Below are 16,093 nucleotides of genomic sequence, written 5' to 3'. Positions count from 1 at the left end.
AGAATAATAGGGAGTTTCCTCCCTCTCTTCAAAACTGTTCATTATTATATCCAACTGGAAAGGCATTTAACTTAGTTTAGTTAGATAAAACGTGAAATTAGATCTTCAACACTAGGCTTCGATTGCTGAATAGCCACCGATCCTTGATTGTCAGCAACCTTCCTATAATGTATTGAGCTCTCGTTCTGCGTTAGCGTAATGACATCTCTTAATAAGCGAGAGCACGTTTTATGTTCGCTTTTGCTTCATCTACTAACCTCTCATCGTTATCATCAATTGCCTGCATCATTATTAAAATTGGGATATATATAGCAATTAATCGAGCTAGTATCTTCGTTTCTTCATCAACATCTCCATATTCTTTGAAAAAATCTGAACGTGCATCCGGAGGTAAAAAGCTATACACAACATTCAAGTCACAAGCAGGATGTCCTATATTGATATCTCCCCAGTCGATAATCCCTGAAACTCTTCCATTCTCATCTACCAGCATATTTTTAAAATGAAGGTCACCATGAAGGAATACATGCTTTTGCTTCACTTTTTCAGTTCTGAGCTGTTCCAAATAATTCAATAATGCATGATATTCTTCTTCACTAAAATAATGCGCAATGTCGGAAATGAATTTATGCATCTTTTCCTTACGCATCGCAATATCAGTCAGATTTCTATGGTCATGTTGAACTCCATTTTCTTGGGCAATTTTCACAGGGAATGCATGTAAGTTTTTTAAAAATTGCGCGAGCGTAGTTGCTGATCGCGCACGTTGCTTGTCAGTTAATCCGATTGGAAACTCTCCGGATAAATAGTGGTAGCCTAAGAAGGGTGCTGGATAACCATAATCCCCTTCCCCAAAAAATAAAGGTATCGAGTATGCGATGGAAAAATAATTTTTAAGCTTTGGCAGTATCTTTCCTTCCATCCTTAAAGAATTAATTGCAATTTCTCTTCTCGGAAAGCGAAACACATATTCCGTCCCGACAAGAAAAACAGTGTTATCCCAGCCATGTCCTAGTTTTTGTACACTTTTTGAAGCTAACTGCGGAAACTGACTGCTTATTAATTTATGAGCTAATTCTTCAGATACTTCCCATTCTGCAACCCATTGATTCGAACTTCCCATATCCCTTTATCGACTCCCTTGCAAAAGTGAGGCTACGATCTATCTCGCGGCAGTCTCATTGAGCTCTTGTTCTTCCGTCATTACTCACTTTACTTATTCAAATCCTGCCCTTTTTCTGGCATAACTTACAAATTCAAGATGAACCATTTATTTTCCTTTCTTACTCCAGAATATGGCCCTTAAAAGGAAAAGCACTACCCTTATTCAAGAATAGCGCTTAGATTGCTGAAGATTGATATAGAACTATGCAACGTTATTTTAAGTATCTAAAGAAATTTTTAATTGCATCCATACGTATTTTATGACTACAATCTTCGCAACAAAAAAACTTAGTCTTATTTTCCTTAAATAGTTTATAGTTTAGTGAACCTTCGTATACTCTAAATACTTTTCTACAACTATAACAGAGTACCTCATAGTAAAACATATTATCCTCTTTGTGTAACATATTATCCTCCAAAGTGACACATTACTTTTTAGTTGATTTATCGAAGATTGTAACCAATTCTTTAGTATATTCCTGAACATCTAAATTAGGCTTTCTCGTTAATTCAAGGGTGAACCCGTCAATGGCATTTCTTATTGTTAACGCCATCACCCTTGCTGATGGTCTGGTAAATTCTCTGAAAACTCCTTCTTGCATCCCTAGGGTAAGAATATTTTCAATTGGAAGTAAGATAGCTTCATCATGGTCTGCTGCAAACTGAAGTTTACCATCAGCAGTTCTCTTATTAGAAACCGTTTCTATAACAGCGAAAACATGCTGGCGATTTTCATCTATAAATGTAAGGTTGGATTCAATATACACCTGAAGCATTTCTTTAGGTGATTTTTGAGCTTCTATTCTTGGAGTAATATAGGCTTGCCAAGCCAAATAGTATTCGATAGGTATTTGCTCCAATAATTCCTCTTTATTTGCAAAGTGATAAGTAATAACCCCCTTACTGATATTTGCACGTTTTGCAATTTGTCCTAAAGAGGCTTGAGCGTAACCTACTTCTGCGATTGTTTCAATCGCACATTCCACAATTTGAGCTCTACGGGCTTTTTCGATGAATGACATTTCTTTTTGGTTAGTTGAATTATTTTTTTTACTCATGTACTTATTTTAGTACGGTCGTACAAAAGATTCAAACAAAAATAACCATTTAGGTGAATTTTGTCTAAATGGTTTTTGAACACCTTTATACAACTAAGAAGTAGATACTTTAAGTACTTTCCTTCACAATATCTTCCCAACTTTGACATAATACCATAACTGTGTTGCTCCACAATATGGCCCGATTGATGAAGATAGATTTATGGATTGAAATCGGTGCTTCTCTTCCTTAAGGCGTGTTAATAACACTTATCGTTATAGAAAGAATAGTACGGTGAAATGTAAAAAAGACTTATAATATGTATCTAGAAATATTCATAATAATTTTCATACAAAAAGTTTTAGCACAAGTGAAAATAAAAAAAGCTCCAATCCCTTTATAAGGAACTGAAGCTTCTCATCTTGATGATCCGAGAAGGATTCGAACCCCTGACCTCTACCCTGTCAAAATTGGGTGGGGAATAAATAGGGGTAAATCTAATCAAACTGAGTTAATTAAGTATTGAAATATCAACGTTTTTGGCTATGGGATGTAAAAAGTTAATTAAAAGTAATGAAATAAATTAAGCCTGTGCAATATTAGAGTAATTGTCTAACTAAGGATTTGATATCAAGCTCTTCTACCAAAAAGGTTTCTTGACCGAATTATAAGGTCAATCGGAACTTTACTGGATGACCTATTTTACTCCAACATCAACTTTCTATACCTCCTTAATTAAAAGCCGACCTTTTCTCGTACGAAGATCGGTTATCTACATGATTAAATTTGGGGATTATCTATTTTATTTTGATTGAGCGTTTGCATTTACAATTTGTGTAAGTGCCCCTTTGATCGGCGTAACTGGGCGACCAAGAACTTTTTCAAAATCATTGCTTTCAATTTCTAGTGAACCATTTCGAATGCTTTCTTGAATTCCTACTACAATCGGAATGACAAATTCAGGTAAACCTAAGCCTTTCATTATTTCGGCATATTCTTCGTCACCAACTTGTTGTACAGGTATTTCTTTGCCTAATACATCACCAATAGCCTTCACTAATTCTTCTTGAGTTAAAAGAGGGCCAGAAAGTTCATAAACTGTATTTTCGTTCCCTTCACCTAAAAGAACTGCTGCCGCTGCATCTGCATAATCTTGTTGTAGTGCCCAACCAACTTTACCAGCTCCAGCAAGCTCCAGCAGAAGTTACCCATGGAGCTCCTGCCATAGCACCTTGAATGCTACCAATTTCGTTTTCCAAATACCAATTATACGCAAGAATGATTGTAGATGAGTCCAACTAATACTTCAAGCTCGTAGCTGCTTATGACAAAATCTATTTAATGTTTAGCTTCGTTAACAAGCTGCTTCATTGAGTTTAACTTTGCAGAAAGTTCGATAAACCAGTCCTCATCGCCAGTTGACAATGCTAAGTCTATTAGAAAAAGAATTTGTTCCTTGTTTACCACTTTAGAAATCGGCAATTTCTTAACCTGTTTAAGTGAAATGGATATTTTTTTACCAATTGTTTCAACAGCTTCACATTTAATGACTGATACTCTTACTGTTCCTTTGAGAAAATCCAGTGATTCGATATAACCAATGATTATTTCTCCATCCTGTAACTTTCCTTTTATCCAATCACCTGTTTTTAAATTGGCCTGATTATTCATTGACATGTTTTTTTCACCTTCTTACATGATTTTAGATTATTAAAATTTGAATATCCTTCTCTTTTATAGATACGTCGTATAAAACTGTAACTGTTTTTATTACATTTATATCAAAAAGCAGCCTGAGAAGATTAATCCTTTGCAGCCACTTATGATTCTTGATTAATTAGGTCCACAACCTCTTTTATCGTATAATCCTTCAAAAACGTACCAAGATGTTTTTCTGCACCTGTAAAAATTGCAAAAAGAACATGTTGCATGTTTTTGCCTACAATACATTGCTTATTTGATTCAGGACATTTAGGCTGAAGGGCACCTTCAGAAGTAATTGTATATATATCCCAAAGATTCACTTCACTTAAATCTAGTGCAAAAATAAATCCGCCACCTGTTCCTTCTTTTGATTTAATAAATCCATGTTTTTTTAACAAACTTAGCACTTTACGAATACGAACCGGATGGACACCAGCACTCTCAGAAATAGCATCACTTGTTGCCATACGGTCATGCTGTAAAGCAAGATATGTTAAACTATGAACGGCAAGAGTAAAGTCACTATTCATGGCCTGCCTCCTTGTGACTAGTCTTTGTATTTTTTACATAATTTAGATGATGAATTAACACACTGTAATACTAAATGTTACAGATTAGATTGTCAAGAATGATTGATTTTAAGGCCTATAATAATTTTCAAACTATTTCATACGTTGGCAGCTCTTTGCGTATTTATGTTTACAAATGTTCGAAGCTTGCGTGGAAGAAAACGTCGAATCTCTTCTTCGTTATATCCAACTTGCAATCTTTTTTCGTCCTGGATAATTGGACGACGTAACATTTGTGGGTGCTTAATGATTAAATCATAAAATTTGTAAAGTGGTAGAGATTCAATATCTACATTTAATTCTTGAAACGTTTTTGAATTAGTAGAAATAATCTCAGTAGTCCCTTCTTCAGTCAAGCGAAGAATCGATTTAATCTCATCAATTGTAAGAGGCTGAGATATAATGTTTCTTTCAACATAGTCTATTTGATGTTCCTCAAGCCAAGCTTTAGCTTTTCGGCAAGATGTACAGCTTGGTGTTGTATATAGATTTACCATTCTTATACACTCCTTATAAAATACTAATCATTAATGAGTATTTTCTTAAATAATCGTTCTTTTAAACTGTAATAAAAAATATTACATTTCAGAATCAAAAATATTTTGTGTAACAGATTGACTTACAATTTCACTTTGTAAATTTTATTAATACCTTACTGTAATTTTAATCATTACAGTTAAGGATGTCAACTGTAAATTTTTATTTATGATCCATTATTTATCTAAATAAATATTTTATTAATTAATTTACCTTTATATTTAAATTTTATTAGTGGCCATACTTTTAAAGTATGGCCACTAGTTGTTAAATGTCTTCAATCTGATGATTTCGATGTCTTCATAAAAACCAACAAAGTATATTAAAACAGCCTTTAGTTTTATTACTAATACATTTTCCACTATAGGTAATCCTAATTGTTGGGTGATAATTGATGAAGAAAATATTAGATAATACAATAGAGCTCTTAGCCTGGATAGTTACTTCGTTATTATTGATCAAGTTTGTACCAAGAAAAAGGATTCGTGAAGCAATAGTTTCGTTCTTATTTAAACAAGTAATTACTTGGATCTTTGGTTTACTTGTAGTAGAGAAGGATTTAATTTCCTATCCCAATCGTTTATTTTTCAAAAAAGCAATAAAATCAAGTTTCACTTTTGAATACTTTGTTTATCCTGGATTATGTGCATTGTTTAATTTGTATTATCCTGAAAATAAACCCAAAATAATAAAAGTTCTTTATTACAGTTTTCACACATCAATAATAACGATCTTTGAAATTATTGCAGTTCAATATACCAACTTAATTAGATATAACAAATGGTCATGGCATTGGAGTTTTATAACAATGTATATGAGCTATTTTCTTTCGCGTATCTTTCAAAGATGGTTTTTCAGAATAAATACAAAATAGGATTACACAAAACGTTACATCTCCAGACCTTTACCCGGTATCAATTTGATACTGGTCTTTTTATCCTCCCTCTACTTTTTGGGTAAACTCCGTAGAAATGCTAATTGCTCGAAGTAATAATAAATAAGGAAAGTTTTTGGGGGTTACACTAAATGTATAATGTTAGTGCATCAATCGCTAATTTCAACAATTCGGTGTCCATCTTCGAAGTTTAGCGTAATCTCTATATCTTGTGCAACCTAATTAATAAAATCACAAGCCTCAATCATTTTCGTTTCTCTACATCATTTCCTAAAGCAGGAATCACCCTTCCCTATCTTCATAAAATCCAACAAAGTATGTGGAAAATGCCATTTTTTTTAATAATCCTACATCAAACCATCTAAGTATCCTCCAACCTTATTTAAAAATTATCACAAATATTTTTTTTGAGTTATTTATCCTATATCGGGGAAAATACTCAAGTACTAGATTAAAAAGGAGGATAACTTTGAATGGATTCTCAAAAATTAGCTCCACACGAATCTTTGGACTTACATGAAGTTATTAACTTTAAAACACTTTGTGTCGCAAAATCAAAGTTAATGCAAGGATTAGCTTTTGATCAAGACCTTAGAAACCTAATGAAAAAAGATGTTGATCAATCCATCCAGGCACTAAATGAGTTACAGGCAATTTATGAGCGTGCGCCTTTTCAAGCTCCTGTTCCACAAAATCGTCCAACCCCAATTATCAACTGAAAGGAAGGTTACAAGGATTGAACAATGACTATTTAGACCCGATAAATTCGTTACATGTTCCTGAGCTTGCAGATACAACTTTTGCAATGGATTTTCTTATCCGTGCAAAAGAGGCGGTAAGAAATACGGCTGTGGCTTTAACCGAAACCTCTTCACCTGACTTAAGAGCCATGTTGCGAAAACAATTAATGCAGAGCATCGCCATGCATCAAGAAATTACTGAGCTTATGGTTGAGAAAAAATGGTTTCATCCACATGATTTAAAAGAGCAATATAAATTGGATCAGCTTTCTGCAAATAACATAATTATGGTTGGAAACATGAATCTATTTCCTGTTGAGACCAATCGAAAAGGGATGTTTGACCGTACACCCGATGAACATTAATGGAGGTTATATAGTATGAAAGCCGTAACATATCAAGGCATCAAAAATGTTGAAGTGAAAGAAGTTGAAGATCCAAAAATCCAAAAACCCGACGACATGATTATTAAAGTAACAAGTACGGCGATTTGTGGATCTGATTTACATTTAATCCATGGAATGATTCCAAATATGCAAGAAGACTATGTGATTGGGCATGAACCAATGGGGATCGTTGAAGAGGTAGGTCCGGAAGTAACTAAATTGAAAAAAGGCGACCGCGTTATTATTCCCTTTAATATTGCCTGTGGTGAATGCCAATATTGTAAAAGCAACCTTGAGAGTCAATGTGATAATTCTAATGATAATGGTGATATGGGGGCCTATTTTGGTTATTCTGGTAATACAGGTGGTTACCCAGGTGGTCAAGCTGAATACTTAAGAGTCCCATTTGCCAATTTTACTCATTTTAAAATACCAGAAAGCTGTGAAGAACCTGATGAGAAATTAAGTGTTATTGCAGATGCAATGTCCACTGGCTTTTGGAGTGTTGATAATGCAGGTGTAAAAGATGGAGATACTGTGATTGTTCTAGGTTGTGGACCAGTTGGCCTTTTTGCTCAAAAGTTTTGTTGGTTAAAAGGTGCAAAACGAGTAATTGCTGTAGATTATGTCAAATACCGTTTAGAACATGCGAAACGTACAAATAAAGTTGAGATCGTTAATTTTGAAGACCATGAGAATGTAGGAAGTTATCTGAAGGAAATCACAAAAGGCGGAGCGGATGTTGTCATTGATGCAGTTGGCATGGATGGAAAAATGACCGAAATGGAGTTCCTTGCGACAGGATTAAAGCTTCAAGGTGGTGCCATGAGTGCGATTGTTATGGCTTCCCAAGCCGTTCGTAAAGGAGGAACCATCCAAATTACAGGTGTGTACGGTGGTCGATATAACGGATTCCCACTAGGAGATATCATGCAGCGTAATGTAAATATACGCTCTGGACAAGCTCCGATGATCCACTACATGCCATACATGTTTGAATTAGTTTCCACTGGCAAGATTGATCCAGGTGATGTTGTCAGTCACGTTCTTCCACTAAGTGAAGCGAAACGTGGATATGAAATTTTTGACACAAAAACAGACAATTGTATTAAAGTCGTTTTAAAACCATAAGGAAGGAGAATTTAAGTATGGATTATGCATTACATGAAGTGCTTGAGGTTCAGGAAATAGCCTCATTTAAAACAACCTGCTTAACAAAGTCCAAAACGATGAGAGCACTCGTATCCGATCAAGAGCTAAAAGACATCATGCAGCAGGACATTACGATAGCAAGTCGTCAGTTAGATGAATATTCTTCTATTTTATCTAAAGCACAAGGAATGCACTAGTTAGGAGCTGAATAAACATGAACTCAATCGTAGAAAATTTAACTGGAATGAATGCAATGTCTGATCAAGTCATAGCCACTGACTTATTGATTTCAGCAAAAAGTGGTGTTAGAAACTATGCAATGGCAGTTACTGAAGCAGGAACCCCTGAAATTAAACACACTCTTACTCGCCACCTAGAGGAAGCCCTTGACATGCATGAAAAAATATCGAACTATATGGTATCAAAAGGATGGTATCATGCTTATGATACCAAGGAACAAATTAAACTTAATTTACAAAATATTAATACAGCAATGAATTTACCGACCCTATAACCTAGTAGAGGAACTATTTTTATTAATGAAAATAGTTCCTTAATTATCATATAAATTCTCCATTTCCCCACCAAATGACATACCTATTTTTATAGTTCGCTCGATGATAATTAAGCATATTATTATTAGCAAGAAACATAAAACATACTATTTACCTCGTATAACTACGAGTTGTCTTTTCTCCATCTGATATTCAAATTAATAAAGCAATACATTATACCGGAAACCAAAAGAAGAAACGAGCCATATAACGTGTTAATAACACCTATCTTTTAGTTCCTGATCTAATAAAAAACGTCTAACTCGAGTATTTTCAAGGATTTAAGACGTTTTATCTACTCATTTTCAGTTGTGTTAATAGATATTTTACTAGAAGTTAAGAGTTTAAGAATAATAGGGAGTTTCCTCCCTATTTAAAAACTTTTTCTTATTATATCCAACTGGAAAGGAATTTAACTTAGTTTAGTTAGATAAAACGTGAAATTAGATCTTTGAAATCGCCCCATTTGTTGATGATACTAAATTATAGCGAAACAATAGATAATAATATTTCATTATTTAGTATGTATTTATTTTTTCTCTATCAGTTATTTTGTTCAATCATATCTGAAATAAAAGTATAAATATTCGGAGGATATTCAGCAATACGATGAACTAAATATAAATACCATTCACTACCATATGTTACATAAACTTTAGCCCGGATATTATCCTCCTTTAAAGATTTTAATAGATCAGGTCGAACCCCATCTAACATCTCTACTTCAACATTTGGACTATAAAGAAATCCTTTTGCTTTTAGGTCTAACAATATATTTTCATCATGTGTAGCAACAGACACTAGGTGATTACTATTTATACACATAGATACAAATTCTATATACCGTTTATTTAACTCTTCGGATCTTGGAATATATTTACCTTCAGCCTCTTGATAAGCTCCCTTTACTAAACGTATTCTACCCGAAGTTTTCAATAGATCGATTAGGTCAACAGATGAACGATTCAAATGAACTTGTAATGTTATCCCAACATTTGAGAATGAATTTGATATTCTTTTATATAGTGATAAAATTTTATCTGTTTTTTGTGATTCTTCCATACTTATCATTAATTGAATATTATGCTTTTGTGCTTCTTTTGCTAATTCTTCTAAATTAGTAAATGCTACTGCATCAGAAACCATCATTCCGATATGAGAAAGATCAAATGATACGGTAGCCTTCATTTGTTTATTCCCGAGATCGTTTATTAATTTTTTGAATTCATTTTTAGCAAGCATACATTCTTCTGCGGTTGTTGTATTTTCACCAATAAATTCTAAGGAAACCTGATACCCTTTGTTATATAGATTTATAACACGCTCTATCCCTTCCTTACGTGTTTCTCCAGCCACAAATCGGTTAGCGCCTTTCATAAAAATCGGGAAAAGTTCTTTTGAATTTTGAAAATAAGCTTTTAGTTCTTGATCTCTAGCAATCGATTTGAGAGCTTTGGAAAAGCGAACTTCTTCATTAAACATAAAATAATCACTTCCTTATGTTTATCTTATTTGGATTACGTTTTTCCTACGATGACTTTTTACCCACTAAAATCAAACCCCTACATTTGAGTTGAATCCCCAATGAAAAAGGGAAAGAATGAGGGAATTATTAAAGCAGATCATTTTTCACTCTGAATAAAAATATCCCTGTATTGTCCGGGAGTTAATCCAATAAATTCCACAAAGAAATTACTAAAATGACTCTGATCTACAAAACCTGTCTCTATTGCTGCATCAAGGGGTTTTACACCCTGTTCCAATCGTTTCTTTGCTTCATTAATACGTACCGTTTGTAAGTAACGATAAGGGGTAATCCCCCGAATTCGGGTAAATGAGCGTAACAAAGAATATTTGTTCATATTAGCTATCTTTGCTAAATCATCTAAAGCAATACGTTCTGCATAATGTACTTCTAGGTAGTGACAGACATTTTCAATTTCTTGATTAATAGCTCTCGGTTCTGTATCTTTGACGGCTTCCGTATATTCTTCAATAAGCTGTTGAATTAGAAAATAAAAAGTTTCTTCTTTTTTAAAACCTGATATTTCGTCCAAAATCATCTGGTGAAGATTATGCAACAATTGAGCTTTTTCACTACGATAGGCAACAGGAGAAGCAAAGGTAGGAAGATAATCTTGCCCTATAATCTCTTTTGTAACCTCTCGCATGATTTCAGGCTTGATATTCAAGCATCTATAATCTAATGTTTCGTTGTCAATTGATTTACAGGCATGATTGTCCAGAGGGTTAAAAAATATAATATCACCGGTACCTATTACATATTCTTTGTTCTTACAAGATAATTGTCTTTGTCCCTTCTCTATAAACCCAATTACATAATATTCATGGAAGTGGTTCGGAAACTTTTGCATAATACCTTCAAAACGATAAGCTTCTATTTGTAAATCATAATCAAAACGAACTGTTCTTTCTTCTTGTCCCATACGGACAACCTCCTTTGATTTCTGATTGTTAGTGTAACACACTTGGTTAAGGCTCTCTTGTAAGATATTGACTAATAAAAATGGCATGGCAGATTAAAAAATTGCCACACCATTTGTTTTATTAAATAATAGGGTGTTTCTTCCCTCTCTTCATGTTTGTATAAACCCATGAATGATATTTAAATTAGTTTAGTTAGAAATAATTTAACATTATATCTTCAACAATCGCTTTATTACTTTATTGTAGAAGATCATAATTAACGGAGTAAGAATTATTCAAACATTAAGATATTAAGGTCTTTATCACAACAGTGAACAAGCATTGAGTGTAATTGTCCCCTATGGTGATAAACGTGTGCTAAAATCTCTAATAACCACTCATATCTTGTGTAGGTCAGCCCCCAATATGACGTAGTTTCAGAGATAAGTTCGTCATTAGACAATTTCAAATAATTATTTTTCAATGTATAAAAATTTGTAATTAAGCCTTCTTTTATCGAATCCAAGGTATTATATGATACTCCAGCATAATAACTGATCATTTCTTCTTCTGATGCTTCATTGGAAATACGCCAATCAGCCTCAAAAATTACTGCTAAATGCTCTAATAACTCTCCAATTGAATGTTTCTTTGGATTAGGTCTATCTTGTAAATCTTCTTCGTCTAAATTCCCAATAATTTGAACTATTGTATTTACTGCGAATTCAATTTGATGTAAAACACTACTGCAATTCATAACTTCTCTCCTTCTATTACACTTTACCAAAACTAATGAATCTAATGACTAAACAGTTGATCTACAATTTTTACAATACTTAATAAAAACCTATATTCTCCTTAGTTAGTTTAGAATCCTTTGAAATAAAAAAGAAAGCATACTTCTTATGAAATGCGCTCAGATTGTTGAAGGTCACTATTACACAATTTACTCGAATTGCGTATTAAAATACATAATGCATCAATCTAAAAAGTGATAGATAAATGAATAAATATTATTGATTAATCGGAAATTAACTTTATTAATAAAATTATTGAAAGGATACCTTATGAATAAATTCGAAAAAAACACACTAAGATTTTTATTAGTATTTGGTTTAATTTCTTTTTTCAATTTAATGAGAAAAACTCCAGTCAAAGACTGGATGCTTATTTTTTTATTTAAAGGGTATCTTTCCTCAATTCTGGATAAGTTAGTTGTAAGAAAAGGCTATATTTCATATCCAGTTAAGTTATTTAAGTCGTTTGACATTAGCTTTATATTTGATTATTTGCTCTATCCAATTGCGTGTGTATACTACAACCAAGTAACAAAATCATCGAATTTATTTGGAATTTTAATTAAGACTCTTTTTTTTAGTGTACCAATGGCATTAGTCGAGTATTTCTTTGAAACTAGAACAAGTCTGATTAATTTCAAAAAGGGATGGAATGCCTTTACTAGTTTTTATTCCATGACATTTACATTTTTAATGTCTAGAACTTTTATAGCTATTATTAGAAAACTTCCTAATAAACAAATCCCTGAAAATAACCCTCATAAAGGAGAATGAATATGTTTCCAAATTACAAAGGCAAGCTTAAAACAATTATGTGGATGGGTATTAGCTCTGCATTACTTTCCAGTATATTTAGTGCTATCCTTATAAAAATTACTCTTGATACAAACAAACGAATCAAAAAAAACTCCAACAGCTAGGATTATCCTAGCTTTATTTATGTTGCTATTTGCATCATTCATTCACAATTGATGAGAACTGCAACGCAATAGACATTATATAATTCATAATCTTTTTTTCGTGGATATGCTAATACCATAAATTATAAGTGGTGATATCTATGAACGAGCTCATACTCTGCGCTATATAGTTTCAATTTATCTAATGCTGATCCAATAATCTATACAAACAACTTTTCCGTTTTTATTTTTTATTTATTGTGCAATTGGAATACTATTTCTGCCTACTCAAGATCCTAAATCCAATACCCGAATACTTTCATGATTACTAAACAAAGGTAGTAAATCCATTACCGCCTTTGCCTTTTAGTCTTTTCTAAATGCCTTAGATAGAAACCAGCACTTATAATAAGCAAAACACTAGCTACAACTTGCAAGATTTCTATAAAATAAATCAAGCGTATAACTCCTTCCTCCCCAAGGAATTTTCCCGTAAAATGGCCCTTTTCTGGCGTAAAGTTGTACGGCAATCGAGCTTATATTGTTGAATAAGAATTTCAAATTGTAAGGTCTTATTTTGTTCCTTGGTGAAAGACCATCTTCCACTCATCCTCACTACGTCTCCATATAGAGCTTCGTAAGATTTCTTGTTTACTTTCATCATTAAAAATTCAACCTTTAATGGAAAATACTACAATTAAAATTGTGATATTAACCAAACTAAGCGCCTTATTGGGGTCCTGGCGACAAAATGAAGGTATTATACGTTAAGGAAATTGCAACCTAAAAAGTCGTATTCCTGTAAGCTAAGGAACCGACTTTTTTATTTGGATAGTTATGCTAAAGCGCCCGTTAGTGAAGTAATTCCATAAAATCTTTAAGTACCCTAGAAATCCACTTCTTCGGATGAATAATCAGTTGAAGGTCTAGCCTGATGTCCTGATGTGCAAAGGGGAGAACGACTATGTCCCCTCTTTGGATTTCATCTAAAACAGTAATTCGAGGAAGTAATGAGATACCGAATCCTGTCATCAAGCAACGCTTTATTGCTTCTGGATTTCCTAACTCTAAACCGACTTTATAATTGATGTTGTTCTCCCGAAGTACTCTTTCTAGCATAATCCGATAGTTACAGCTTGCTTCTGGCATAATCCAATCCACTTCAGCGAGATGGTCGAGAGTAATTGTCTGTAGGGTTGAAAAGGGGTGATTTTTATTAGCAATCAGTACTAGAGGTTCTTCCCTTATTTTCAAATATCGTAGAATTGAATCAGACGGCTTGTTTTCAAACAAAAGTCCGATATCGAACTCTCCTTCCCTGACTTTTCCGATAATTAACGGTTCATGATCAGGCTGAAGTCTTATGTTCATAGTCGGATATTTTTGGCGGATATTTTGAATAAAGGAAGGGAGATAGTATGAAGCTAACGAATCAATAGTGCCAATTGAAAGGGTACCCCCTTCTAGAATATTCAAACGTTCCTTTGATTGTTGAAACAAATCAAGCATTTGAGCAGCTATTCTCAGCAACTCTTCGCCTGCATTAGTTAGACGAAGACCTTTCCCATACCGTTCAAATAACTTAACTTCATATAATTTCTCTAACTTCTGAATTTGCATCGTTACGCTTGATTGGGCGTATCCAAGCTCATATGCTGCTTTAGTAAAGCTGTTATGAGCTGCGACTTCCCGAAATGTTTGGAAATAAGTGATATCCATATCATCACCCTCTTATCAAAATTTTTGATAATACTTATCACATATTATAGCTAACACCGATGAATAATACCATGTTATAGTGAAGTCAATCAAAAGTTAGGGGTGAGTATAGTGTTAAAAGAGAAGGATTTATCAGGTATATTTGTTCCAACGGTGACACCATTTAAATCGAACGAGGAATTGGATTGGGATTCCTATAATAGATATTTAAAATCTTTATTACACCATGATATACGTGGTCTAGTAATCAATGGAACTACAGGCGAAGCGCCAACATTGTCTTGGAAAGAAGTAGAAGATTTAGTCCGAGTAACGAAGCAATACTTTAATAAGTGTTCTAAAAGGATTCCAATAATTGTTGGAACAGGAACTAATAGCACAGCTACAACAGTAAAAAGAACAGAAATTGCCGGTGAAATTGGTGCTGATGCGGTCCTAGTGGTAACTCCTTATTATAACCGACCTTCACAAGAGGGGGTACTTGAACATTTTCGAAAAGTTGTGCGAGTGGGAGTCCCTGTGGTCGCATATGAGGTTCCTTCCCGTACGTGCATTCATTTATCAACGGATACAGTCAATTCAATATTGGATATGAATGGTGTTATTGGTTTGAAAGACAGTACTAGAAACATTAATCTCATCTCTAAACTAGATAAAACAAAACCCATACTTTGTGGTGATGATATTAATTTTTATTCAATGTTAGAGCAAGGAGCTTCAGGAGGAATTCTAGCTTCTGCAAATATTCATACAGATCTTTTTTTGGAGGTTTATAGACTTTTTAATCAAAATGAATTGGTTTCGTCAAAAAGAGTATTTGACTCTCTAGGTCCATTAATCAAAAGCTTATTTCAAGAATCCAATCCCTCACCTCTAAAATGGGTCCTTGCAAAACAAGGTATCTTAGCAACGGACACCTTGCGACTGCCAATGGGTCCCATAAGCATTGAATTAAGAAAACAGTTGAATGAAATACTGGAGAATTTTACTCAATAACCGGGCGAGGAGACAGGTTATAATTACAAAACAAAAAAATCATCAACAGATATGTTTGAAATAATTTTAACAGCGTTATCATAGTAGGGTTTATTGTCGACCTAATACACGAAATGGCATTTCATGAACTTGCTTCATGGATAAATCTTGAACTTTATAAAAACGCTGCTGAAAAATGGATACTGTCGTTTCCATTTTGTTCATCACAAAAATAATATACAAAAAATTCAAGTTTTCATAAAAAAAGAGATTATACACTAATTTATAGTTGATAATAAAAGACAGAAATCCACCACTTCTTGTAATACTATACAAACTAATATGGAATAATAGTGTCTTATTTCACATAAAGAAATAGCGCATTTCTTATTTTAGAACTGCGCCCGTTAGTTCATTAAGCACTTTCTATCCTACAACAAAGAGCTTTCTTTACCTTGTTTGTTAAGCCATTGAAAAAATCTTGTAGGGAAAATAAGCAAGTAATTAATAAAAGGATGAATAAATAAAATAATTTAA

At 33.5% G+C, this 16,093-nt stretch carries 18 protein-coding genes and 1 pseudogene; 8 read left to right on the top strand and 11 right to left on the bottom strand.

The features are described 5' to 3' along the window. Window positions 1–208: 208 nt before the first annotated feature. The 7 genes and pseudogenes from BK577_RS14805 to spxA all read right to left on the bottom strand — a co-directional run bounded on the left by BK577_RS14805 (window position 209) and on the right by spxA (window position 4,972). Entirely contained in the window at window positions 209–1,123 is a 915-nt protein-coding gene (locus BK577_RS14805; protein WP_078433667.1) for a phosphotransferase, read from the bottom strand. Between the two features lie 253 nt (window positions 1,124–1,376). Next, the gene (locus tag BK577_RS26400; RefSeq protein WP_078435260.1) at window positions 1,377–1,550 is read right to left on the bottom strand and encodes a DUF2197 domain-containing protein; all 174 of its coding nucleotides are present in this window, start codon (window positions 1,548–1,550) and stop codon (window positions 1,377–1,379) included. A gap of 42 nt (window positions 1,551–1,592) precedes the next feature. Next, window positions 1,593–2,222, bottom strand: a complete 630-nt coding sequence (locus BK577_RS14795) for a TetR/AcrR family transcriptional regulator (protein ID WP_078433666.1) — start codon at window positions 2,220–2,222, stop codon at window positions 1,593–1,595. A 782-nt stretch (window positions 2,223–3,004) separates the two neighbouring features. Next, window positions 3,005–3,479: pseudogene (locus BK577_RS14790) on the bottom strand (Rossmann-fold NAD(P)-binding domain-containing protein); the annotation flags it as partial. A gap of 61 nt (window positions 3,480–3,540) precedes the next feature. After that, window positions 3,541–3,879 carry an IDEAL domain-containing protein gene (locus BK577_RS14785; RefSeq protein ID WP_078433665.1) on the bottom strand — a complete coding sequence of 113 codons (339 nt, stop codon included), beginning with the start codon at window positions 3,877–3,879 and terminating at the stop codon, window positions 3,541–3,543. 143 nt (window positions 3,880–4,022) lie between these two features. Further along, window positions 4,023–4,436, bottom strand: coding sequence for an RrF2 family transcriptional regulator (locus BK577_RS14780; RefSeq protein WP_078433664.1), 414 nt, complete (start codon window positions 4,434–4,436; stop codon window positions 4,023–4,025). Window positions 4,437–4,573: 137 nt separating this feature from the next. Then, window positions 4,574–4,972 carry a transcriptional regulator SpxA gene (spxA, locus tag BK577_RS14775; RefSeq protein ID WP_078433663.1) on the bottom strand — a complete coding sequence of 133 codons (399 nt, stop codon included), beginning with the start codon at window positions 4,970–4,972 and terminating at the stop codon, window positions 4,574–4,576. 434 nt (window positions 4,973–5,406) lie between these two features. On the opposite strand from spxA, the gene BK577_RS26625 reads away from it, so the two are divergent. The 6 genes from BK577_RS26625 to BK577_RS14745 all read left to right on the top strand — a co-directional run bounded on the left by BK577_RS26625 (window position 5,407) and on the right by BK577_RS14745 (window position 8,699). Further along, window positions 5,407–5,886, top strand: coding sequence for a CBO0543 family protein (locus tag BK577_RS26625; protein WP_078433662.1), 480 nt, complete (start codon window positions 5,407–5,409; stop codon window positions 5,884–5,886). Window positions 5,887–6,380: 494 nt separating this feature from the next. After that, window positions 6,381–6,626: a spore gernimation protein GerQ gene (locus BK577_RS14765; RefSeq protein WP_078433661.1), complete on the top strand. Its 246-nt coding sequence runs from the start codon at window positions 6,381–6,383 to the stop codon at window positions 6,624–6,626. A gap of 17 nt (window positions 6,627–6,643) precedes the next feature. Beyond that, the gene (locus tag BK577_RS14760; RefSeq protein ID WP_078433660.1) at window positions 6,644–7,012 is read left to right on the top strand and encodes a spore coat protein; all 369 of its coding nucleotides are present in this window, start codon (window positions 6,644–6,646) and stop codon (window positions 7,010–7,012) included. A gap of 15 nt (window positions 7,013–7,027) precedes the next feature. Continuing rightward, a complete protein-coding gene (locus tag BK577_RS14755) occupies window positions 7,028–8,164 on the top strand; it encodes a zinc-dependent alcohol dehydrogenase (protein WP_078433659.1) in 1,137 nt (378 codons plus the stop codon). 17 nt (window positions 8,165–8,181) lie between these two features. Then, the gene (locus BK577_RS14750; RefSeq protein ID WP_078433658.1) at window positions 8,182–8,382 is read left to right on the top strand and encodes a hypothetical protein; all 201 of its coding nucleotides are present in this window, start codon (window positions 8,182–8,184) and stop codon (window positions 8,380–8,382) included. 17 nt (window positions 8,383–8,399) lie between these two features. Continuing rightward, window positions 8,400–8,699: a spore coat protein gene (locus BK577_RS14745; protein WP_078433657.1), complete on the top strand. Its 300-nt coding sequence runs from the start codon at window positions 8,400–8,402 to the stop codon at window positions 8,697–8,699. Window positions 8,700–9,282: 583 nt separating this feature from the next. On the opposite strand, the gene BK577_RS14740 is transcribed toward BK577_RS14745, so the two are convergent. From BK577_RS14740 to BK577_RS14730, 3 genes are all read right to left on the bottom strand, one after another. Continuing rightward, window positions 9,283–10,221 (bottom strand): proline dehydrogenase family protein, encoded by a 939-nt coding sequence (locus BK577_RS14740; RefSeq protein ID WP_078433656.1) that lies wholly within the window; start codon window positions 10,219–10,221, stop codon window positions 9,283–9,285. A gap of 140 nt (window positions 10,222–10,361) precedes the next feature. Continuing rightward, window positions 10,362–11,186 carry an AraC family transcriptional regulator gene (locus tag BK577_RS14735; RefSeq protein WP_078433655.1) on the bottom strand — a complete coding sequence of 275 codons (825 nt, stop codon included), beginning with the start codon at window positions 11,184–11,186 and terminating at the stop codon, window positions 10,362–10,364. 272 nt (window positions 11,187–11,458) lie between these two features. Next, the gene (locus BK577_RS14730) at window positions 11,459–11,923 is read right to left on the bottom strand and encodes a DinB family protein (RefSeq protein WP_078433654.1); all 465 of its coding nucleotides are present in this window, start codon (window positions 11,921–11,923) and stop codon (window positions 11,459–11,461) included. A gap of 310 nt (window positions 11,924–12,233) precedes the next feature. Here BK577_RS14730 and BK577_RS14725 point away from each other — a divergent pair, with 310 nt between their 5' ends. Then, entirely contained in the window at window positions 12,234–12,737 is a 504-nt protein-coding gene (locus tag BK577_RS14725) for a CBO0543 family protein (protein ID WP_078433653.1), read from the top strand. A 977-nt stretch (window positions 12,738–13,714) separates the two neighbouring features. Here BK577_RS14725 and BK577_RS14715 read toward each other — a convergent pair. Beyond that, window positions 13,715–14,581 (bottom strand): LysR family transcriptional regulator, encoded by an 867-nt coding sequence (locus BK577_RS14715; RefSeq protein WP_078433651.1) that lies wholly within the window; start codon window positions 14,579–14,581, stop codon window positions 13,715–13,717. A 111-nt stretch (window positions 14,582–14,692) separates the two neighbouring features. Here BK577_RS14715 and dapA point away from each other — a divergent pair, with 111 nt between their 5' ends. Then, window positions 14,693–15,577 carry a 4-hydroxy-tetrahydrodipicolinate synthase gene (dapA, locus tag BK577_RS14710; RefSeq protein WP_078433650.1) on the top strand — a complete coding sequence of 295 codons (885 nt, stop codon included), beginning with the start codon at window positions 14,693–14,695 and terminating at the stop codon, window positions 15,575–15,577. Window positions 15,578–16,093 lie beyond the last annotated feature (516 nt).

Source organism: Metabacillus halosaccharovorans, from assembly GCF_002019635.1.
In the GTDB taxonomy this organism is placed as follows: domain Bacteria; phylum Bacillota; class Bacilli; order Bacillales; family Bacillaceae; genus Metabacillus; species Metabacillus halosaccharovorans.
Note: the sequence above shows the minus strand (reverse complement) of the source record. Positions and strands in the feature narration are given on the sequence as shown.